The organism is Pseudomonas alcaligenes (assembly GCF_041729615.1).
Classification (GTDB): Bacteria; Pseudomonadota; Gammaproteobacteria; order Pseudomonadales; family Pseudomonadaceae; genus Aquipseudomonas; species Aquipseudomonas alcaligenes_B.
On record NZ_CP154874.1, the window covers coordinates 2,898,780 to 2,918,317 of the forward strand.

General features: G+C 68.0%; 21 protein-coding genes. 6 read left to right on the plus strand and 15 right to left on the minus strand.

The window, feature by feature from the left end:
• Positions 1–155 precede the first annotated feature (155 nt).
• From AAG092_RS14005 to AAG092_RS14050, 10 genes are all read right to left on the minus strand, one after another.
• On the minus strand, positions 156–581 hold the full coding sequence (locus AAG092_RS14005) for a thioesterase family protein (protein WP_061903227.1): 426 nt from the start codon (positions 579–581) through the stop codon (positions 156–158).
• Complete coding sequence (hutH, locus tag AAG092_RS14010) at positions 574–2,103, minus strand: histidine ammonia-lyase (RefSeq protein WP_373387143.1); 1,530 nt, start codon at positions 2,101–2,103, stop codon at positions 574–576. The genes AAG092_RS14005 and hutH overlap by 8 nt, the downstream gene beginning before the upstream one ends.
• Entirely contained in the window at positions 2,096–3,028 is a 933-nt protein-coding gene (locus tag AAG092_RS14015) for a glycosyl transferase (protein WP_373387144.1), read from the minus strand. The genes hutH and AAG092_RS14015 overlap by 8 nt, the downstream gene beginning before the upstream one ends.
• Positions 3,025–3,786 (minus strand): glycosyltransferase family 2 protein, encoded by a 762-nt coding sequence (locus tag AAG092_RS14020; RefSeq protein WP_373387145.1) that lies wholly within the window; start codon positions 3,784–3,786, stop codon positions 3,025–3,027. The genes AAG092_RS14015 and AAG092_RS14020 overlap by 4 nt, the downstream gene beginning before the upstream one ends.
• 109 nt (positions 3,787–3,895) lie before the next feature.
• Positions 3,896–5,560, minus strand: coding sequence for an AMP-binding protein (locus AAG092_RS14025; protein ID WP_373387146.1), 1,665 nt, complete (start codon positions 5,558–5,560; stop codon positions 3,896–3,898).
• Positions 5,557–6,102, minus strand: coding sequence for a hypothetical protein (locus tag AAG092_RS14030; protein WP_373389598.1), 546 nt, complete (start codon positions 6,100–6,102; stop codon positions 5,557–5,559). The genes AAG092_RS14025 and AAG092_RS14030 overlap by 4 nt, the downstream gene beginning before the upstream one ends.
• Before the next feature lie 142 nt (positions 6,103–6,244).
• Complete coding sequence (locus AAG092_RS14035; RefSeq protein ID WP_373387147.1) at positions 6,245–6,508, minus strand: acyl carrier protein; 264 nt, start codon at positions 6,506–6,508, stop codon at positions 6,245–6,247.
• 11 nt (positions 6,509–6,519) lie between these two features.
• Entirely contained in the window at positions 6,520–6,780 is a 261-nt protein-coding gene (locus AAG092_RS14040) for a phosphopantetheine-binding protein (protein WP_021698802.1), read from the minus strand.
• Complete coding sequence (locus tag AAG092_RS14045) at positions 6,761–7,570, minus strand: lysophospholipid acyltransferase family protein (protein ID WP_373387148.1); 810 nt, start codon at positions 7,568–7,570, stop codon at positions 6,761–6,763. Before AAG092_RS14045 ends, AAG092_RS14040 begins: the two co-directional genes overlap by 20 nt.
• Positions 7,543–8,259, minus strand: a complete 717-nt coding sequence (locus tag AAG092_RS14050; RefSeq protein WP_373387149.1) for a beta-ketoacyl synthase chain length factor — start codon at positions 8,257–8,259, stop codon at positions 7,543–7,545. The genes AAG092_RS14045 and AAG092_RS14050 overlap by 28 nt, the downstream gene beginning before the upstream one ends.
• A gap of 230 nt (positions 8,260–8,489) precedes the next feature.
• Between AAG092_RS14050 and AAG092_RS14055 the strand changes: the two genes are divergently transcribed.
• Complete coding sequence (locus AAG092_RS14055; RefSeq protein WP_110683014.1) at positions 8,490–9,254, plus strand: ParA family protein; 765 nt, start codon at positions 8,490–8,492, stop codon at positions 9,252–9,254.
• Positions 9,255–9,314: 60 nt separating this feature from the next.
• Here the strand turns inward: AAG092_RS14055 and AAG092_RS14060 are convergent, their stop codons facing one another.
• The 3 genes from AAG092_RS14060 to trxC all read right to left on the minus strand — a co-directional run bounded on the left by AAG092_RS14060 (position 9,315) and on the right by trxC (position 11,192).
• Positions 9,315–10,109 (minus strand): universal stress protein, encoded by a 795-nt coding sequence (locus tag AAG092_RS14060; RefSeq protein WP_110683015.1) that lies wholly within the window; start codon positions 10,107–10,109, stop codon positions 9,315–9,317.
• Positions 10,110–10,220: 111 nt separating this feature from the next.
• Positions 10,221–10,664, minus strand: a complete 444-nt coding sequence (locus AAG092_RS14065; RefSeq protein WP_373387150.1) for a YiiD C-terminal domain-containing protein — start codon at positions 10,662–10,664, stop codon at positions 10,221–10,223.
• A gap of 90 nt (positions 10,665–10,754) precedes the next feature.
• On the minus strand, positions 10,755–11,192 hold the full coding sequence (gene trxC / locus AAG092_RS14070; RefSeq protein ID WP_373387151.1) for a thioredoxin TrxC: 438 nt from the start codon (positions 11,190–11,192) through the stop codon (positions 10,755–10,757).
• An 80-nt stretch (positions 11,193–11,272) separates the two neighbouring features.
• On the opposite strand from trxC, the gene AAG092_RS14075 reads away from it, so the two are divergent.
• Together AAG092_RS14075 and AAG092_RS14080 are read left to right on the plus strand one after the other, a co-directional pair.
• Positions 11,273–12,169, plus strand: a complete 897-nt coding sequence (locus AAG092_RS14075; RefSeq protein WP_373387152.1) for a LysR family transcriptional regulator — start codon at positions 11,273–11,275, stop codon at positions 12,167–12,169.
• Positions 12,170–12,231: 62 nt separating this feature from the next.
• Positions 12,232–13,104 (plus strand): alpha/beta fold hydrolase, encoded by an 873-nt coding sequence (locus tag AAG092_RS14080; protein ID WP_373387153.1) that lies wholly within the window; start codon positions 12,232–12,234, stop codon positions 13,102–13,104.
• A gap of 11 nt (positions 13,105–13,115) precedes the next feature.
• Here the strand turns inward: AAG092_RS14080 and AAG092_RS14085 are convergent, their stop codons facing one another.
• Together AAG092_RS14085 and AAG092_RS14090 are read right to left on the minus strand one after the other, a co-directional pair.
• On the minus strand, positions 13,116–14,393 hold the full coding sequence (locus AAG092_RS14085) for a bifunctional O-acetylhomoserine aminocarboxypropyltransferase/cysteine synthase (RefSeq protein ID WP_373387154.1): 1,278 nt from the start codon (positions 14,391–14,393) through the stop codon (positions 13,116–13,118).
• A 100-nt stretch (positions 14,394–14,493) separates the two neighbouring features.
• The gene (locus tag AAG092_RS14090; RefSeq protein WP_373387155.1) at positions 14,494–16,284 is read right to left on the minus strand and encodes an SLC13 family permease; all 1,791 of its coding nucleotides are present in this window, start codon (positions 16,282–16,284) and stop codon (positions 14,494–14,496) included.
• Between the two features lie 185 nt (positions 16,285–16,469).
• Between AAG092_RS14090 and AAG092_RS14095 the strand changes: the two genes are divergently transcribed.
• From AAG092_RS14095 to AAG092_RS14105, 3 genes are all read left to right on the plus strand, one after another.
• Entirely contained in the window at positions 16,470–17,024 is a 555-nt protein-coding gene (locus tag AAG092_RS14095; RefSeq protein ID WP_373387156.1) for a DUF805 domain-containing protein, read from the plus strand.
• 43 nt (positions 17,025–17,067) lie between these two features.
• On the plus strand, positions 17,068–18,315 hold the full coding sequence (locus AAG092_RS14100; RefSeq protein WP_373387157.1) for an MFS transporter: 1,248 nt from the start codon (positions 17,068–17,070) through the stop codon (positions 18,313–18,315).
• A gap of 131 nt (positions 18,316–18,446) precedes the next feature.
• Complete coding sequence (locus AAG092_RS14105; protein WP_373387158.1) at positions 18,447–19,445, plus strand: formylglycine-generating enzyme family protein; 999 nt, start codon at positions 18,447–18,449, stop codon at positions 19,443–19,445.
• Positions 19,446–19,538 lie beyond the last annotated feature (93 nt).

A 19,538-nucleotide genomic window follows, 5' to 3' on the forward strand; every position in this document is an offset into this window, starting at 1 on the left:
CAACGGAGCGAGGGAACCCTGGCGCAGCCAGGGCCGGATGTGGGGCGCGCTTTCTCTTTGGTTACTTTCTCTTTGCGCGCGCAAAGAGAAAGTAACTCGCCCGGCGGGGCGAAATAGATCGCCCAGGCGGCGTAAGAAAGCGGCCATAAATCCAGTCACGGCAGCACTCGCTCCACCGCTTCCACAAACACCTTCGGCGATGCCAACAGCATCTCGCGAGTCGCGATCTCCACCGCCACCTGCACACTGCTGCCGCGGGTCATGCGCTCACCCGTCGCCACATCGGTGATCAGGTAATTGATCTTCAGCCGGTTCTCCCACTCCACCAGATCGGCGCGCACACGGATGCGCTGACCGAATTGCGCGCCACGGATATAGCGCACCTGCAGGTCAATGATCGGCCAGGCATAGCCCGCATCACGCATCTGCCGGTAGTTGTGCCCCAGCTTGTCGAGCAGCGCGCAGCGCGCCTCCTCGAAGTATTTGACGTAGTGGCCGTGCCAGACCACTTCCATCATGTCGACGTCGAAGAACGGCACGACCAGCTCGATCTCCGCCTGCAGCACGCCCTCCTTACGCATACAGCCCCCAATGGCGGCTGCGGATGCGCGCCAGGCACAGGCGCAGCTCGCTTTCCAGGGCGCGGTCTTCAATCACCGGCGGGAAGTCGATGGCCAGTTGCTCGCGCATGGCGGCCAGCGGCGCGGGGATGTCGGTCTTGCCGGCGCGCTCGCGCAGCCACACGCCCTGGTTGGCGGCCAGCAGGGTGGCGGCGGCGACCTGTTCGGTCAGCTCCAGGCTACGCAGGGCGTCGCGGGCGGCAATGGTGCCCATGCTCACCTTGTCCTGGTTGTGGCATTCGGTGGAGCGCGAGAACACGCTGGCCGGCAGGGTGTTCTTCAGCGCCTCGGCGGTCCAGGCGCTGGCGCCGATCTGCACGGCCTTGAAGCCGTGGTTGATCATCGCGGTCTCGGCTGGGGCGCCGGACAGGTTGCTCGGCAGGCCGTGGTTGTAACGGGTGTCGACCAGCAGGGCGAGCTGGCGGTCGAGCAGGTCGGCGACGTTGCCGACCAGGTTCTTCAGGCTGTCCATGGCGAAGGCGATGTGCCCGCCGTAGAAGTGCCCGCCGTGCAGGGTGCGCTCGGTCTCGGCGTCGAACAGCGGGTTGTCGTTGGCGCTGTTCAGTTCGATCTCGATGAACTGCCGGAGCAGGCCCAGGCTGTCGGCCAGCACGCCGAGTACGTGCGGCGCGCAGCGCAGCGAGTAGCGGTCCTGCAGGCGGTGCAGCGGCGGCAGCGGCTCGGCCACGGCCAGGTCCTGGCGCAGCCAGGCGGCGACCTGGGTCTGCCCCGGGTGCGGCTTGGCGGCGAACAGGCGCTCGTCGAAGTGTTCCGGGTTGCCTTCCAGCGCCACCACGTTGAGCGCGGTGATGCGGGTGGCCAGCTGCAGCAGGTAGTCGGCGCGCGAATAGGCCAGGCAGGCCAGGGCGGTCATCACCGCAGTGCCGTTCATCAGCGCCAGCGCTTCTTTCGGGCGCAGGGTCAGCGGCGTCCAGCCGAGCTCCTGATGCACGTCCGCCGAACTGCGGCGTTCGCCTTTGTACATCACCTCGCGCTCACCGCTGAGGGTGGCGGCGACGTAAGACAACGGGGTCAGGTCGCCGCTGGCGCCGACCGAGCCTTCTTCCGGGATCAGCGGCAGCACATCGTGTTCGAGGAAGGCCTGCAGGCGCTCCAGCAGCTCCACGCGCACCCCGGACACGCCGTGGCACAGCGACTGCAGGCGCGCGGCCAGTACGGCGCGGGTGCTGGCTTCGTCGAGCAGCTTGCCCAGGCCGCAGCCGTGGAAGGTGAACAGGTGCCTGGGCAATGCCTCGACCTGGTGCAGCGGCACGGCCACCACGCAGGAGTCGCCATAGCCGGTGGTGACGCCGTAGATCACGCCTTCCTTGTCCAGCAGGGTGTCGAGGAAGCGCGCACCCTTGGCGATCTTCTCGCGGTAGGCGGCATCGCCCTGCAGCTGGGCGCGGGCGCTGCGCTGGGACAGGGCGACCACCTGCTCGATGGTCAGCTGGGCTTCGCCGAAGGTCACGTGGTCAGTCATGGGCATTCCAGAACGGGTAGAAGTTGAACCATTGCTGCGGAGCGTTCAGGCAGCGTTCGCCGAGGCGCTCGGCATAGCGTTGTACCCAGCCGCGGATTACCGCGTCGCGGTCGCGGCGCGTCCACTGCACGGCGTTGGCGAAGCTTTCCAGGATCACCTGGTAGCGGCCGTCGATCTTCAGGCAGTGCATCAGGTTGACCGGGCATTGCAGCAGCCCGGCCAGCAGCCAGGGGCCCTGGGGGAAGGCGGCCGGCTGGCCGAGGAAGTCCACCGTGACGTTGCGCCCGCCGTGCAGCGGCACGCGGTCGCCGGCGATCGCCAGCCACTCGCCGCGCTCCAGGCGCTCGGACAGCTGCAGCATCACGGCCGGGTCCAGCTCGCTGACCTGGATCAGGCGCAGGTGGCTGGCGCCGGCCTCGCCCAGCAGGCGATTGAACTGCGCGGCGTGCTTGGTGTGCACCAGCACGTTCATCTGCACCTTCTCGCCCAGTTCTGCGAGGGCGCGGCAGACTTCCAGGTTGCCCAGGTGGGCGGTGACCAGCAGCTGGCCGCGGCCGCCGACATGCAGCTGCTGGCGCAGGCCTTCGGGGTCGACCAGGCTCACCTGCTCCAGGCCGAGGCGGCCGTTCCACACGTCGAGCTTGTCCAGCAGGGCGTCGGCGAAGGCCATGAACTGGCGGAACACCGAGCCGTGGCTGGGGCGCAGCTCGGTGCGGCCGCTCCAGGCGGCCAGGTTGCGCTGGTACTGCCAGATGCTGCACCGCGCCTGGCGGCCGAACAGGTAGAAATACAGCACGATGGCGTACAGCAGCGGCGCCAGCAGGCGCCGCCCGAGCAGGCGCGCGGCGCCGGCGGTGAACTTCATCAGCAGGAAGCTGCCGCGCTCGCGCTGGCCGGCCCAGTGCTGGGCCTTCCCGCTGCTCATCCGCGCCACCTGCGCCAGAGGATCAGCGGCGCGCGCGGCAGCATGCCGAAGAACAGTTTGGCGTGCATCTTCGAGATCAGCGCGTTGTCCAGCCACAGGCGGAAGTGCGACAGGCCGTCCAGCGGGTAGTGCACGCGGGTCGGCAGCCACAGCATCGGCTGGTTGCGCCAGGACAGGCGCACCAGGATCTCGGTGTCGAAGTCCATGCGCCGGCCTAGGCGCACCGCGTCGATCAGCGCCAGGGTGGCCGGCAGCGGGTAGACGCGAAAGCCGCACATGGAATCGCGGATCGACAGCGACAGGCTGTTGATCCAGGCCCACACGTGGGTCAGGTAGCGCGCGTAGAGGCGGCCCTTGGGCACGCTCGCGTCGTATTGCGGGTAGCCGCAGACCAGCGCCTGCGGGTGTTCGCGCGAGGTGGCGAGGAAGCGCGCCACGTCGCCCAGGTCGTGCTGGCCGTCGGCGTCCACCTGCAGGGCGTGGCTGAAGCCCAGGCGCGCGGCCTCGCGCAGGCCGGCCATCACCGCGCCGCCCTTGCCCTGGTTGATGGGCAGGCGCACCAGATGGGTGTTGTCCTGCTGGGCCAGCTGGTCCATCACCGCCGCGCAGGCCGGGCTGGAGGCGTCGTCGACCAGCACACAGGGCAGCCCGGCTTCATGCAACGCCGCCACCACCCTGGGCAGGGCGTGCTCGTGGTTGTAGACCGGGATGACGGCGCAGGGCCTGTGGAACCCTTGGAAAGCTACCTGCGTTGCCATTGCTGCGTTAAGAACAGGCTCAGGATGCTCATTTACCGCTTGTAAACTGCGCTCCTTCGCCTGTTCTTGCCTTGCACTGGCTGCCTCGCCAACGCTTTCCAAGGGCTCCTTATGCATTGGCTGCCCCCAGCAGGATGCGCCCGGAGGAGCAGGGCGCCTCGCCGTTGCGGTAGGCGAAGTACAGCTTGCCGCGCTCGGCATCGAAACGCAGGCTCAGCTGGACGCGGTCGCCGGGGCGCACCAGCTGCTGGAACTTCAGCACTTCCATGCCGCAGAAGCGCGCGGGTAGCCCGGCGATCAGCTGGCGGGCCAGGCGCTGGGCCCAGTCGATCTGCACCACGCCGGGCAGCACCGGGGTCTGCGGGAAATGCCCGGTGAAGTGCGCCAGGTCCGGCGGTACGTCCAGTTCCAGTTGCCATTCGCCGTCCTGCTCGACGGCCGAGCGCGGCTCGACCTGGGTCGGCCGGGGCGCGGCCAGCAGGCGCTCGACCTCGGCCTGGGCCAGCTTGCCCTGGCTGCTGTAGGGCAGCTCCAGCAGCAGACGCCAGCGGCGCGGCAAGGCGATGGCCTCGCAGTGGCCGGCCAGGTGCTGGCGCAGGGCCTCGGTAACGGTCTTGCGCCCCTGGTTGCGCAGGACATGCAGGCCGGCCGGGCTCAGCGCCAGCAGGGCGCCGAGGAAGGCGCGGCCTTCCTGGATCACGCCGAGGCGGGCGTCGGCCACCCACTCGTGGGCTGCCAGCGCCTGCTCCAGCATGGGCAGGGAGATGCGCTTTTCTTCCAGCTTGACGATGCGGTCCAGGCGCCCGCGCAGGGCGAAGCGGCCATCGGCCTGCAGCTCGGCGGCGTCCGCGCTCTGCTCGACATGCCCGGCCGGCAGGTAGGGCGAGGCGATGCGCAGGGCGCCCTCGGCGTTCAGGGCGAGTTCGACGCCGGCGAAGGGCGTCCACAGCTCGCCGCCCTGGCGCCAGGCGATGCCGCCGGTCTCGGAGCTGCCGTAGATCTCGGTCGGCTGCTGGCCGAGCTGGTTGCCTAGCTCGGCGGAGACTTCCGCCGGCAGCGCGCCGCCGGAGGAGAACACCCGGCGCACGGCGCCCAGGGCTCGCCAGTCGAGGTTGTCGCCCATGCGCTTGAGCAATGCGGGGCTGGCCACCCAGGCGAAGGCCGGCTGGCCCAGGCTCTCGCGCTGCAGGTCCTCGGGGAAGGGCAGGGCGCGGCGGCAGAACGGGCGGCCGGCGCACAGCGGCCAGAGCACGCGGAACAGCAGGCCGTAGATATGCTGGGCGGCGACGCTGCCGAGGATGCTGGCGCCGGCCAGGTCGCGGCCCCACAGCTGTTCCAGGGCCTCCACTTCGTTGGCCAGCTGGCGCAGGGACTTGTCGATCAGCTTGGGTTCGCCGCTGGAGCCGGAGGTGCACAGGACCAGGCGGCAGGCGTCGAGGTCGAGGGCGGCGGGCGGCAGCGGCTCACCATCAATGCCATCGAGCTCGTCCAGCCACAGGTCGACCTGCGCGCCCAGGCGCTGGCGGCTCTGTGCCTGGGCATCGCCCGGCAGCAGCACGCGCATACCGGCGCGCCAGGCGCCGAGCAGGGCGATGGCCAGCTCGCCGGCATCCTCCAGGTACAGCGCCAGGCTGCGCACGCCGCGTGCCTGCAGGGCGCCGGCCAGGCGCAGGGCGCGCTGCTGCAGCTGGGCGTGGTCGAGCGCCGGCTCCAGCGCCACGGCGCGGTTGCTCAGGGGGTGCAGCAGCAGCTCGGCGAGCGGCAGCCAGGTCATCCATGTCTCCTTACTTGCTGGCGGATCAACCACTCAGCGGCGAACAACAGGCCCATCAGGGCGTAGGAAATCAGCCCGGTATACAGCGTCCACCAGGCCAGCGGCGCCCACAGGGTGAGGGCGATCACCACCAGGCCGTTGAGCAGGAAGAACAGCGCCCACACCTGGGTGACCTTGCGCGTGTAGCGCACCGCGTGCTCCGGCAGCTCCGGCTCGCGCAGGCGCGCCAGGCGCTCGACCATCGGCGGGCCGAAGCGTAGCGACAGGCCGAACAGCGCCAGCAGCAGGCCGCTGATCAGCACCGGATACCAGCGCAGCAGCGCCGGCTCGCCGGCCAGGCCGAGCAGGGCGCAGAAGGCCAGGGCGGCACCGGTCATCCAGCGACTGCCGGGCTGGCCGCGCTGGCTGATGGCGCGCGCCAGCCACAGGCCGCCGAGCAGGGCGGCGAACAGGCGCGGCGACAGGTGCTCCATGCCGTAGTAGACGGCGAAGGGGTAGAGCAGGCCCGCCACCGCCAGCAGCAGGCCGAACAGGCGAGCCAGTTTGGGATCAGCTGCGCGTCGGCGAGCCTGCGTTGAAAGCGACCTCGGCATGCTCATTTACCGCCCGTAAACTCCGCTGCCTCGGCCGCTCTCGCCTTGTCTCGCTCTAGCTCGCAAGATCCGAAACTGGCTCGCATTGGCTTCAGTCTTGGGCCGGGGCGGCGTTGACCACCTGGAACACGGCCTCGACCACGTCGCCGACGGTGCGCACCGCCTTGAATTCCTCGGCGGCGATCTTCTTGCCGGTCTGGCGCTTGATGTGGTCGATCAGGTCGACGGCGTCGATGCTGTCGATCTCCAGGTCCTGGTACAGGTTGGCGTCGAGGGTGACGCGCTCGGCGTCCAGCTCGAACAGCTCGACCAGGGCATCGCGCAGGGTGGCGAAAATCTCTTCACGGCTTTGCATCGCGGACTTCCTCAGGCGGCCTGTTTCGCGGCGACAAAGGCCGCCAGGCTGGCCACGTTGGCGAAGTGCTGGCGGGTATCCTTGGCTTCGGCGTCGATCTTGATGCCGAAGCGCTTCTGGATGGCCAGGCCGAGCTCCAGGGCGTCCACCGAGTCCAGGCCCAGGCCCTCGCCGAACAGGGTGAGGTCGGCGGCGATGTCCTCGGCGGCCATGTCTTCCAGGCCCAGGGCCTCGATGATCAGGTGCTTGATCTCAGTTTGCAGATCGCTCATCTGTTGCGAGCTCCTTCATGAAATGTTGATGCAGATGGTCATTGAGCTTGCGCGAGGCAATCGGCAGCGGAGCCTGCTCGGTGAATTGCCGCGGATCGATATCCTCCCCGACCCGCAGGCGAAAATGGAAACGACGCGACGGAATGCTGTACCAGGGCTCGGCCTTGGTCAGGGTGGTGGGCGTCACGCTGATCACCACCGGGGTGACCACACTGGCGCCGCGCACCGCGATGGCGGCGGCGCCGCGGTGGAACTCGGGTGCCCGCCCCGGCGTGGTGCGCGTGCCCTCGGGGAACACGATCAGGGTCTGGCCCTGCTGCAGGGCGCCGGCGGCCTCGTCGAGCATGTCCAGGCTGCCGCTGTTGCTGATGTAGCCGGCGGCGCGGATCGGCCCGCGCATGCTGGGATTGTCCCACAGGCTCTGCTTGACCACGCAGTTGGCGTCGCGGATGAAGGCGATCAGCACCACCACGTCGATCAGCGAGGGGTGGTTGGCGATCACCATCTGCCCCGGACGGCCCAGGCGCTCGGCGCCTTCGACTTCGTAGGTCAGCACGCCGCTGCGGTACATGAACTGGACGAACCAGTAGAAAGTGCGGCTGACCACGGCGCGGGCGCGGGTGCGACGCACCAGGGCGTCGCCGGGCAGCAGGGCCAGCAGCGGGAACACGACGAGGCGCAGCAGCACGCCGCCGATGCCGAACAGCGAGAAGCTCAGCGCGGTGGCGATCAGGCGCCACCAGTAGGGCGCGCTGTAGCGACTCAGGCCTTGATGCGCGACCAGTTCCATTGCCGGCGTTTCCAGTGATGTTGCAGGGAGTCCGCGCCGCCACACAGGGCGCGGACCAGGTTCAGGGCGTGCGGCCAGGGTGCCCGCGGTCCTTCGCCCTGGCGCAGTTCCAGGCGCCATTCGTGGCCCGGGCGCAGCAGCAGGGCCACGGCGTAGGGGAAGGGCACGTCGTCGATGGAGGCGCGGTACAGCTCGGGCGGGGTTTCCTCGGCGACGATCAGCAGCACCCCGGGCGCACCTTCGCCGAGCAGGGTGGCGGCCTCCAGCAGGGCCTGCTCGAGGCCGTCGCCTTCGGCGGCCAGGGCGGTCATCTCGCTGGTGTCGCCGCGCTGGATCGACCACAGGCCGATGATCGCGTTGTGCACCGAGAGGCTGAACTGGGTGGGCGAGAGCGGCTCGTCGTGGGCCAGGTCGCTGAGGATGGTCAGGGTGCGCGGGGTTTCGCCATGGCGCGAGGCGAAGACCAGGGGCATGGGGCCGGCGGCCTCGGCCAGCGGCCAGGCGACGTGGAAGGCCATGCGCGCCAGACGGCTCAGGCGCCGGCGCTGCAGGGCCGGAAGAAAGCCCACGTCGGGCTGTTCGCCGCCGTCCTGCGGGGCGAATCCGGCCTGTTGCCAGGCGCACCAGTCGTATGCGCTGTCCAGGCCGGGGGCCCAGGCACGCCATTGCTCGATCCTGAAGTCTGTCACGCTGAGAGCTCTTCTCGGCCCTTCCGAGGGGCGTCCTTGTCTACTGCGGTCCCGCCGCGGAAGGGGCAGCCGGGACATGGCGAGGTACTGGCATTATCCAGACCGTGCGCGGCCTGCGCAAATTCTGGCGCGGCCGGCCTGACGAGAGGCTGGCCAGGCGCCACCTTATTCCTCGCCCTTGTCACGGGCTTTGCATAGAATCCGTCCATCTGCGATCAGGGAGGTGTCACATGCGGCGCGTGGTGTTCAATCAGAAGGGCGGTGTCGGCAAGTCGAGCATTGCCTGCAACCTGGCGGCGGTCAGTGCGGCGGAGGGTTATCGCACATTGCTGGTGGACCTGGATGCCCAGGCCAACTCGACCCACTACCTGACCGGGCTGACCGGCGACGAGATCCCCATGGGGATCGCCGACTTCTTCAAGCAGACCCTCTCGGCCACCTCGTTCAAGAAGGGCAAGGTCGACATCTACGAGACGCCCTTCGACAACCTCCATGTGGTCACCGCCACCGCCGAGCTGGCCGAGCTGCAGCCTAAGCTGGAGCAGAAGCACAAGATCAACAAGCTGCGCAAACTGCTGGAAGACCTGGCCGAGGACTACGACCGGATCTACCTGGATACCCCGCCGGCGCTGAACTTCTACACGGTTTCCGCGCTGATCGCTGCTGATCGCGTGCTGATCCCCTTCGATTGCGACAGTTTCTCGCGCAATGCCCTGTACGGCCTGCTGCAGGAGATCGAGGAGCTCAAGGAGGATCACAACGAGGACCTGGAGGTCGAGGGCATCGTGGTCAACCAGTTCCAGCCGCGCGCCACCCTGCCGCAACAGCTGCTCGACGAGTTGATCGCCGAGGGCCTGCCGGTGCTGCCGGTGAACCTGATGAGTTCGGTGAAGATGCGCGAATCGCACCAGGCCTGCACCCCGCTGATCCACCTGGACCGCAGCCACAAGCTGACCCAGCAGTTCGTCGAGCTGCACAACCTGCTGGAAAGCTGAGCCGCGCCGCGAGCCATGAAAAAAGGCGCCCACAGGCGCCTTTTTTGTTGCGGGGCGGCCCTAGCGGACCACGAACACGTCGCAGGGCGCCTTGTGCAGGTAATGCTGCGCCAGGCTGCCGAGCAGCGCCTGGGAGAATGCCCCGCGGCCATGGCTGCCGAGCACCAGCAGTTGCGGCTGCTGGCTGGCGATGTACTCCTGCAGGGTGCGCAGGATGCCGCCGACCTTGACCTCGTGGCTGAGCCTGGGGCTGTCAGGCGGCAGGCGCAGGGCCTCGTCGTGGATCAGCTGGTCGATCAATGCCCGCTGGGTGAGTAGCTCGGCCTCGGCGCTGGCGGCGTTCTTCTGCGGCTCGAACACGTGCAGGGCATGGATGCTGGCCTCGCCGGGCAACAGCAGGCAGGCCTCGTGCAGCGCGGTGCAGGCGCACAGGGAGAAGTCGATGGCGGCCACCGCCTTGTGGTAGGGCGTGGCTTCGTCGCGCGCGACCAGCAGCAGTGGCACCGGGCAGCGGCGGGCGATGCGGTCGAGGGTGGTGCCGGAAAAGAACTCGTGGCGCTGGTGGTGTGCTCCCAGCACCAGCAGGTCGGCGCCGCTCTGCTGCACCTGCTCCAGCACGCCTTCGGCCGGCTTGCCCTGGCACAGGCGCAGCTGGCTGCCCGGCGGGGCGAATTCGGTGAGGCTGCGGTCGAGCTGCTGTTCGATGCGTTCGCGCTCGGCCTGATCCAGCTTGGGATCGAACACGTGCAGGAGGGTCAGCTTGGCGTCGTGCTGGCGGGCCAACTGGGTGGCGCGCCGCAAGGCGAGGTCGGCAGTGCTGCGCAAATCGTGGGCAATCAGGATGTGTCCTGTCATCTCTATCCCCTCCGCGGCGCGGGCTTGGCGCGACGCTGTGAAACCTCTGACGGGTTTTTAGTCTGGTCTCCCTTGATAGTCCTGCTTTTGATCCACGGCAAGTCCCGCGCGTCAGACTTTGCGCAATTGGTACAGGGCGCTCGTTTCCGCCACCATTTCGCCACTGCCGTCGCGCAGCTGCAGGTCGAGGCGGTACTCGGCCTTGCCGACCTCCTCGGCTTCGGCCTGGATGCGGGCGATCTCCTCGGCGCTGAGGCTGGCCTCGACGGTGATGTCGCTGGTCGCCGGGCGGCGGAAGCGCAGGTTCATCTCCTTGATCAGCGGGTAGAAGCGCTGCACGTCGAAACTGGTGAGGAATAGCGCGCCGCCGGGGATCTCGGCCAGGGTGAACAGGGCGCCGGCATAGAGGGTGCCGATATGGTTCTGGTTGCCGGCCAGCGGCATGCGCAGGCGCACGAAGCCGGGCTCCAGGCGCTCGGCCTTGAGCCCGCAGCGTCTGACGAAATCGATCTTCTCCTCGGTGAAGACGCGGGCCATCTCGGCGGGTAGCGGCATGTGCGGGGCTCCTGGGGCTGGAATCCCGAGACTAGCCGCTGTGGTGGCTGCGGCAATGACCGCCGCGCTCGTGGCCGCTGACCGATCCGCTCAGGCGATGCCCTGGCCGCGCAGCCAGGCGAGCAGCTGCGGCAGCGGCAGGGCGCCGCTCTGGCGGGCGACTTCGACGCCACCCCTGAACAGGATCAGGCTGGGGATCGAGCGGATGCCGAGCTGGGCGGCCAGCTGCGGGTTGGCCTCGCTGTCCAGCTTGCCCAGGCGGCAGCGCCCTTGCAGCTGGGCGGCGGCCTGGGCGAAGGTCGGCGCGAAGGCCTTGCACGGCCCGCACCAGTCGGCCCAGACGTCGACCAGCAGCGGCAGGTCGCCCTTGAGCTGGCTGGCGAAGCTCGCCTGGCTCAGTGCGAAGGGGGCGTTGGGCAGCACGGCGCTCTTGCAGCGCCCGCAGCGCGGCGCATCGCCCAGGCGCTCGGCCGGGATGCGGTTGAGTCCGCCGCAATGCGGGCAGGGAATCAGCAGGGGTTGGCTCATGACGGTCTCCTCGTTGCCCTTGAGGTGGAGGCTGACAGCCGCCAAAACAAGGGTAGAGTGGCGCCATTCGAGGAGGGACCATGTCGCTGCCATCGCTGAACCTGCTGCGCACCTTCGCCGTGCTCGGCGACACCCTGAGCGTCAAGCGCGCGGCCGAGCGCCTGCATGTCACGCCGACTGCGGTGAGCCACCAGCTGCGCGAGCTGGAGACGGCGCTCGACTGCCGGCTGTTCCAGCGCCTGCCGCGGGGCCTGGCGCTGACCGATGCCGGGCAGAGCTTCTGGGCGGAGATCGCCCCGGCGGTGCGTCAGCTGGAGAGCGCTACCCGCGCGCGCCAGGTGCAGCGGCCGCTGCGCATTTCCAGCTTCCCCTACCTGGCGCAGGCGGTGGTGCTGCCCGCCCTGGGCGAGCTGCAGGCGCTGCTTGGCGAGCGCCTGCTGACCCTGGACACCCGCCGCGAGACCCTCGACCTGGCCACCCACGGCATCGACCTGGGCCTGCGCTTTGCCGCCGAGCCTACGGACTGGGGCGCGCTGCGCGCGCGGCGTCTCAGCGGCTTCGGCCTGGCGCCGCTGGCGGCCCCGGGCTTTCCCGTGCCGGCCTGGCCGCCGCAGGCCGAGCTGTTGCCGATCCGCCTCAGCCAGGAGCAGCACAGCTGGCGCCAGTGGGCCGCGCAGCACGGCTGGCAGCCGGCCGCCGAAGGGCTGGTGCTGGACAGCTACGCCGCGGTGCTGAGCGCCGCCGAACAGGGCCTGGGCGTGGCCATGGGCTTCCTGCCGCTGTGCATCGACGCCCTGCAGGCGGGGCGTCTGCGCCCGCTGTGGCCGCAGCGGCGGGTCGCCAACGGCGCGCTCTGGGCGGTGTGGCCGGCGCAGGCGGAAAGCCCGGCGCTGCTGCGGGTGGTGGACTGGCTGGAGCAGCGCCTGGGCCAGATGGAACGGCGCACGGCTGAGTTTTTCTCAGCCCTGGAGGGCTGAAATCTCGCTTTTCCCCGCCGGCCCCGGCGTCGAGACTGGGGCCAGCCACAGGGGAAACCAGCATGCACATCGATCACTACTCACTGCCCGCCCGCGACGGTTATCCGCTGGCCGTCACCAGCCTGCGTCCCGAGCGGCCGCGCTTCAGGCTGCTGCTCAATGCCGCCACCGGCGTGCCGCAGCGCTTCTACCGCAGCTTCATCGAGCACGCCGCCGGGCGCGGCGCCTGGGTATACAGCTACGACTACCGGGGCATGGGCGCCAGCCGGGCGCCGGACTGGCGTGGCGCCGCGCCGTGCATGGCCGACTGGGGCCGGCTCGACCTGGCCAGCCTGCTCGACCACCTGCCCGGCGACCTGCCGCTGGCCCTGGTTGGCCATTCGGTGGGCGGCCAGCTGCCGGGCCTGGCCGACAACGTCGGGCGGGTGCAGGCGCTGCTCGGCGTGGCCGCGCAATCGGGTTACTGGCGTCTCTGGCCGCTGCGCCAGCAGCCGCGCCTGGCGCTCAACTGGTACGGGGTGATTCCGCTGGCGACACGCCTGTTCGGCCAGCTGCCGGGCTGGGCCATCGGCGGCGAGCCGCTGCCGCGCGAGGTTGCCCTGGAATGGGCGCGCTGGTGTCGCACGCCCGCCTTCATCAGCACCCCGGACGGCGCGCCGTGGCGCCCGCACTTCGCCGAACTGCGCGCACCGGCGCGCTTCCTGGCGATCAGCGACGACCAGGCCTTCGCCCCGCGGCGCGCGGTGGAGGCGCTGATGGGCTTCTATGGCCAGGCCCGGCGCGAGTTGGCCGTGGTCGAGCCGCGCGACTGGGGCCTGCGGCGCATGGGGCACTTCGGTTTCTTCCGCCGCGACACGCCCGCCGAGCTGTGGGACCAGCAGCTGGCCTGGCTGGAGGGCGCGCTCGGCCTGCAGCCGGCACGCGCGGTGGCCTGACCGACGGGGCTTCAGCCCTGCGCCGCCCGCAGGGCCTGCTCGAGGTCGGCGCGGATGTCGTCGAAGTGCTCGATGCCGATCGACAGGCGCACCATGTCGCGCGGCACGCCGGCCTTCTGCAGTTCCTCGTCGTTGAGCTGGCGGTGGGTGGTGGAAGCCGGGTGGCAGGCCAGTGACTTGGCATCGCCGATGTTGACCAGGCGCACCACCAGCTTCAGCGCGTCGATGAAGCGCGCGCCGGCATCAAAGCCGCCCTGGATGCCGAACGACAGGATCGCCGCCGGCTTGCCACCCATGTAGCGCTGCGCCAGGGCGTGCTCGGGATGATCGGCCAGGCCGGCGTACTTCACCCAGGCTACCTGCGGGTGACTCTGCAGGTACTGCGCCACTTTCAGCGCATTCTCGCAGTGCCGCTCCATACGCAGGGCCAGGGTCTCCAGGCCCTGCAAGATGAGGAAGGCGTTGAACGGCGACAGCGCCGCGCCAGTGTTGCGCAGCGGCACCACGCGGCAGCGGCCGATGAAGGCGGCGGGGCCGAAGGCCTCGGTGTAGGTCACGCCGTGGTAGGACGGATCGGGCGTATTGAGCAGCGGGAAGCGCGCCTGGTTGTCGGCCCAGGGGAACTTGCCGGAGTCGACGACGATGCCGCCGATGCTGGTGCCGTGGCCGCCGATGTACTTGGTCAGCGAATGCACGACGATGTCGGCACCGTGCTCGAAGGGGCGGCAGAGGATCGGCGTGGCCACCGTGTTGTCGACGATCAGCGGCACGCCGTGGCGATGCGCGGCGTCGGCCAGGGCCTGGATATCGACGATGTTGCCGGCCGGGTTGCCGATCGATTCGCAGAACACGGCCTTGGTCTTGTCGTCGATCAGCGCTTCCAGGGCGGCGATGTCGTCGTGCGCGGCGAAGCGGGTCTGGATGCCGAAGCGCGGCAGGGTGTGGGCCAGCAGGTTGTAGGTGCCGCCATACAGCTTGGCCACCGAGACGATGTTGTCACCGGCTTCGGCGACGGTCTGGATGGCATAGGTGATGGCCGCCATGCCGGAGGCTACGGCCAGCGCGCCGACGCCACCTTCCAGCGCCGCCACGCGCTCCTCGAGCACGGCGTTGGTCGGGTTCATGATGCGCGAGTAGATGTTGCCGGCGACCTTCAGGTCGAACAGGTCGGCACCGTGCTGGGTGTCGTCGAAGGCGAAGGAGCTGGTCTGGTAGATCGGTACGGCCACCGCCTTGGTGGTCGGGTCGGGGCTGTAGCCGGCGTGGATGGCCAGGGTTTCCAGTTTCATGCGGGCGTTCCTTCGGGCAGTGGAAAGCTACGCAGCATGGAGAAGGAGGCGCGGCCCGGTCAATGCGCTGGAGCAATGAAACGGGCCGTGGGTGCTCGGGTCAGGCCGGGGCGAGCGGCCAGACCAGCGGGATCACCAGCATGGCTACGGCGACCATGAGGATGTTCAGTGGGATGCCGATGCGCATGAAGTCGCTGAAGCGGTAACCACCGGCGTTGTAGACGAAGGTGTTGGTCTGGTAGCCGATGGGCGTGGCGAAGCTGACGCTGGCGGCGAACATCACCGCCACCACGAACGGGCGAGGGTCCAGCCCCAGGCTCTGGGCGATGCCGATCGCCACCGGGGTGACCAGCACGGCCACCGCGTTGTTGGAGAGGATCTCGGTGAGAATGGTGGTCAGCAGGTAGACGAAGCCGAGGATCAGCAGCGGCTGCGAGCTAGGGATGATGGCCATGGTGTGACTGACGATCAGGTCGATCAGGCCGACCTTGTCCATGGCGATGCTGATCGCCAGCATGCCGAAGATCAGGCTGAGGATCTTCCAGTCCACCGCCTTGTAGGCGTCTTCGATGTCCAGGCAGCGGGTGGCGATCACCACGGCGCAGGCGATCATCGCCAGGCCCTCGATGGGCATCAGCTCGAAGGCTGCCAGCAGCATCACGGCCAGGGTGGCGACTATGGCGATGGGCGCCTTGTCGCGGCGGTAGGCACGTTCCTGCACGGTGTTGAGGCTGATCAGCTCGCCGTTGTCGGCGAAGCGCTTGATCTGCGCCGGGGTACCTTCGACCAGCAGCACGTCGCCGAACTGCAGGTGCAGTTCGTCGAGGTTGCCCTGGATGTTCTCGTCCTGCCGGTGCACGGCGAGCACGGCGATGCCGTAGCGCGCGGTCAGGTCGAGGTCGCGCATGGGCCGGTGGCTGTAGCGCGAGCCGCGCCCGACTATGGCCTCGGCGAGGATCACGTCGTGGCTGCTGACGGTCTCGAAGGCTTCGCCGCGGTTGAAGGTCAGGCGGTTGCTCTCGCGCATGTCGACCATGTCCTTGACCTGACCGTGCAGCACCAGCAGATCGCCGGCCTGCAGCAGGGTGTCGCTGGCCGGCTCGGTCAGCTCCTGCTGGTCGCGGAAGATCTTCAGCACCTGCAGGCCGCTGCCGCCGTTGAGCTGGGCCTCGGACAGGCTCTTGCCGATCACCGGTGAGTCGTGCGGCACCAGCAGCTCGGTCATGAAGGTACGGTCGAGGTTGGGCCGCAGCTGCTTGGACAGGGTGTCGCGATCCGGCAGCAGGCGATTGCTGAACAGCATCAGGTAGACGAAGCCGACCACGCAGAAGACCAGCGCCGCCGGAGTGATTTCGAACATGCCGAAGGGTTCGAGGCCGGCCTTGCGTGCCACGCCATCGACCAGGATGTTGGTCGAGGTGCCGATCATGGTCAGCATGCCGCCCAGCACGGTGGCGAAGGACAGCGGGATCAGCAGCTTGGACGGCGAGCCGTTGGCGCGCTTGGCCAGGGCGATGGCCACCGGGGTGAGGATGGCGACGACCGGCGTGTTGTTGAGGAAGGCCGAGATGGTCAGTGCGGTGATCATCAGGCCGGCCAGCACGCGCAGTGGATCGTTGCCTACCAGATCGCCCAGCCAGTTGCCGAGGGCGTCGATGCAGCCGGTGCGCTCCAGTGCGGCGGAGAGCACGAACATGCAGGCGATGGTGGCCGGTGCCGAGTTGCTCAGCACGCTCAGGACATCGCCGGGGGAGAGGATCTGTACCACCAGCAGGGCGGCCACGGCGATGGCCGCGACCACGTCCGGGCTCCACTTCTCGCGCACGAAGGACACGAGCAGCCAGACCAGCAGGGCGGCGACGAAAATGAGGGGTAATGAATCCCAGACCATGGGCATCCTTAAACGCGTGCGAATCTCGTGTGAGGTATCGGGCACGCTCGGGGCGGCCGCACAAGGGCGAAAAGATAAGGCCTGCTGCTTAGATAGTCTAAGAATGTTTTAAGAGGTTTATATTCCATAGTGCCGTAGTTAATGTGTCGTCTCTCACTCTCACCTCCCCTCGGAAAGGAACCCGCATGGCCAGGATGGAACCCACCCTCGGAATGATCGATATCGATGTCTACAGCCCGCCTGCCGCCTCTCTTCAGGATGAGCCTGCACGCGCGCCTAGGGCCCCTCGGCTGTTCGATTTCTCCGGGCGCCTGTCTCTTTCGCGCTACTGGCTGCTGCATCTGGTGTTCTGTTGCTACATCTCCTGGGGGCTGCTGTTGGTGCTCTTCCTGGGGCTGCGGCATAACCTTTATGCCCTGGTGGGTGCCGGCCTGGCAGTTATGATTCCCAGTGCGCTGGTCCAGGCCAGCCTGTTGATGCGCCGCGCTCGTGATGTCGGAATGCACCCGGGGTGGGGCCTGGCGGCGCTGCTGGTGCCTTTGCTCGGGCACCTGCTCTGGCTGTATCTGGGGCTGATGCCTGGCAGCAGGGGGGCGAACCGTTTCGGCGCAGCCAATCCGCCCCTGGCGCGAGGCTACCTCCTGCTGATCCCGCTGCTGCTCGTTTCTCTGCCGGGGGCGGTGTGCTGGGTTTGGCTCAGCCATCCCGAATGGCTGGTGCCGCTCGCTCCCTACTTCTGAGCCGGCCAGTCCCTCCATCCCGAATCTAGCGGAATGCTGCCCCATGTCCTCTGAGCCGCGTCCCAGCAACACTGCCCTGATACTCCTGGCGTCCCTCTATTGCGCCCAGGGCCTGCCTTCCGGCCTGGTGGCCCATTCGCTGCCAGTGCTGCTGCGGCAGAACGGTGTCGACCTGGCACTGATCGGCTTGCTCAAGCTGCTGGCGCTGCCCTGGCTGCTCAAGGTGCTGTGGGCGCCCTGGATCGACCGCATCGGCTCGCGCCGCCTGGGCCACCACCGTGGCTGGATACTGCCGCTGCAGGGCATGGTGATCCTCTGCCTGGCCGGCCTGGCCCTGATCGCCCCGCAGGCGCTGTTCGGCTCGGCCTTCTGGCTGCTGCTGGGCACGCTGCTGCTGATCAACCTGGCCGCCGCCAGCCAGGATGTGGCCACCGACGGCCTGGCCGTGCGCCTGCTGCCGGAGCGCTGGCGCGGCCTGGGCAACAGCCTGCAGGTGGGCGGCTACAAGGTCGGCATGCTGGCCAGTGGCAGCGGCCTGCTGCTTGTGATTGGCGCGCTGGGCTGGAACCTGTCCATCGGCCTTTTGGCTCTCGCGTTGGTAGTGCTGACCCTGCCGATTCTGCTTTTTCCGGAAAAGCGCCTGCTGCCGCAGCATGTCGAGCAGGCCGAGCCCGCCGGCCCCGGCCTGCTCTGGCGCCACTACAGGGGGCTTCTGGCGCAGCCCGGCATGCTCGCCTGGCTGGCGGTGGTGCTGACCTTCAAGCTCGGCGACGCCCTCGGCTCGCCGATGATCAAGCCGATGCTGGTGGACCAGGGCTGGGACACCAGCGCCCTCGGTCAACTGACCCTGATCAGCAGCCTGGCCGGTATCGGCGGTGCACTGCTCGGTGGTCTGCTCTACGCGAGGATCGGCGCCCTGCGCTCGCTGCTGACTTTCGGTGCCCTGCAGGCGCTGGGTATCGCCAGCATGGCCCTGCTGGTCGGCCGCGGCGGCGATGCCGTGCTGGTCTATGCAGTGTCGCTGTTCGAGCAGGCCGCTGACGGCATGTCCACCGTCGCCCTGTTCGCGGTGATGATGCGCATGTGTCGCCCGGAGCATGAAGGCGCGGATTTCACCCTGCAGGCCAGTGCGCAGATTCTTTTGGCGGGCGTGATCGGGGCGTGTAGCGGAGTACTGGCCAAATGGGTGGGGTACCAGGTGCTATTCGCTTTGGCTGGGGTACTGGGAGCCATTATTCTGATGCTGCCTTGGCGTTTCCTGCGACATGGATGGGGGCAAGCTCAGGCTTGAGGCTATGACTGTGACTGGGTCGGCATTCCCTGGCGCGGAATGGGCCAGACGGCGGGAAGGCGCTTTGCCGGCATTAGGTTTTGCCATCTCGACTGCTAAGTTCGCCATCTTCGAACGACAAGGATGGTCCGATGCTACGCCCTGCCTGCTTTTCTTTTTTGGTGCTCGTGCTGAGCGGCTGTGACGCACACTCCCAAGACCTTCCCCCTAGCAAGCATCTGAGCCCGGAACGGATACACGGAGTTGCTGCCAAGATCGAACAACGCTACCCCGAGTCATCGGCTGCAGAGCGTGAGGCTGTGTTGCGCACGATCCTGCGCGCGTTGGATGAGATGGTCTTCGTCGAGGGCGGCGAGTTCGAGATGGGCGACTTCGGTTGGCCATGCGACAGGCCCCTGGGCGATGCCTGCGAGTGGCCCTGCGGTGTGCCGCGCGAGCAGTTGTGCCGTATCACCGTGAATGCCGAGGATGACGGCCTGCACCTCGTGCGCCTCACCAGCTATTACCTGTCGAGCTACCAGACTCGCTTGGGCGATTTCGATCTGTTTCAGCAGCTCAACGGCCGGCCGATCATGTTTGCCGAAGATCGTGACGAAGAGGCGTTGAAAGACTGGTTCCAGGCGGACAAACCCGCGCCGACCAAGGACTGGCAACAGGCCAAAGACTATTGCAATTGGCTGGGGGATCTCAGCGGCCTGCCAATCGACCTGCCGACGGAAGCACAGTGGGAGTTCGCGGCGCGTAACCGCGGCCAGCATGTGGTCTATCCCACGGACAATGGGCGCCTGGACTTTGGTCGCAACTATCCTCCGCGGCAGGAAGAGTGGGAGGACGGCACCTATCCCGTGGGCAGCTTCCCGCCTAACCCTCTGGGACTCTATGACATGGCCGGCAATGCCACGGACTGGGTTGCCGATTACGACCCTGGTTACGACGATGGAGTAGTTCGCGAGAACCCCAGGGGAGATGTGACTGGTACCTACCGGATCAAGCGTGGCAAGGGCACCGATGAGCATCCCTGGATTCTGGCGAATACCGTTGTGCGGTGGCCGGAGCCGGCCGTGCAGGAGAACTACTCGCTGCAAGCCGGTTTCCGTTGTTCGGTCCAGACTGATCAGCCCCTCAAATAAGAGGGGCTTCGTTCAGGTTATTCCGTCGAAATACAGCCACTGCAAGCTCCTTGAGCAAGCGGTTGGCGGTGAGCACCAGAGCACCGAGCTTTT

Coding starts and splice junctions, on each gene's coding strand:
- AAG092_RS14100 (WP_373387157.1), top strand. CDS start 17,068: ATGTCCTCTGAGCCGCGTCCCAGCAACACTGCCCTGATACTCCTGGCG.
- AAG092_RS14015 (WP_373387144.1), bottom strand. CDS start 3,028: ATGAGCAGCGGGAAGGCCCAGCACTGGGCCGGCCAGCGCGAGCGCGGC.
- AAG092_RS14035 (WP_373387147.1), bottom strand. CDS start 6,508: ATGCAAAGCCGTGAAGAGATTTTCGCCACCCTGCGCGATGCCCTGGTC.
- AAG092_RS14065 (WP_373387150.1), bottom strand. CDS start 10,664: ATGCCGCTACCCGCCGAGATGGCCCGCGTCTTCACCGAGGAGAAGATC.
- AAG092_RS14055 (WP_110683014.1), top strand. CDS start 8,490: ATGCGGCGCGTGGTGTTCAATCAGAAGGGCGGTGTCGGCAAGTCGAGC.
- AAG092_RS14105 (WP_373387158.1), top strand. CDS start 18,447: ATGCTACGCCCTGCCTGCTTTTCTTTTTTGGTGCTCGTGCTGAGCGGC.
- AAG092_RS14005 (WP_061903227.1), bottom strand. CDS start 581: ATGCGTAAGGAGGGCGTGCTGCAGGCGGAGATCGAGCTGGTCGTGCCG.
- AAG092_RS14040 (WP_021698802.1), bottom strand. CDS start 6,780: ATGAGCGATCTGCAAACTGAGATCAAGCACCTGATCATCGAGGCCCTG.
- trxC (WP_373387151.1), bottom strand. CDS start 11,192: ATGAGCCAACCCCTGCTGATTCCCTGCCCGCATTGCGGCGGACTCAAC.
- AAG092_RS14075 (WP_373387152.1), top strand. CDS start 11,273: ATGTCGCTGCCATCGCTGAACCTGCTGCGCACCTTCGCCGTGCTCGGC.
- AAG092_RS14090 (WP_373387155.1), bottom strand. CDS start 16,284: ATGGTCTGGGATTCATTACCCCTCATTTTCGTCGCCGCCCTGCTGGTC.
- AAG092_RS14020 (WP_373387145.1), bottom strand. CDS start 3,786: ATGGCAACGCAGGTAGCTTTCCAAGGGTTCCACAGGCCCTGCGCCGTC.
- AAG092_RS14060 (WP_110683015.1), bottom strand. CDS start 10,109: ATGACAGGACACATCCTGATTGCCCACGATTTGCGCAGCACTGCCGAC.
- AAG092_RS14080 (WP_373387153.1), top strand. CDS start 12,232: ATGCACATCGATCACTACTCACTGCCCGCCCGCGACGGTTATCCGCTG.
- AAG092_RS14085 (WP_373387154.1), bottom strand. CDS start 14,393: ATGAAACTGGAAACCCTGGCCATCCACGCCGGCTACAGCCCCGACCCG.
- AAG092_RS14095 (WP_373387156.1), top strand. CDS start 16,470: ATGGCCAGGATGGAACCCACCCTCGGAATGATCGATATCGATGTCTAC.
- AAG092_RS14025 (WP_373387146.1), bottom strand. CDS start 5,560: ATGACCTGGCTGCCGCTCGCCGAGCTGCTGCTGCACCCCCTGAGCAAC.
- hutH (WP_373387143.1), bottom strand. CDS start 2,103: ATGACTGACCACGTGACCTTCGGCGAAGCCCAGCTGACCATCGAGCAG.
- AAG092_RS14045 (WP_373387148.1), bottom strand. CDS start 7,570: ATGGAACTGGTCGCGCATCAAGGCCTGAGTCGCTACAGCGCGCCCTAC.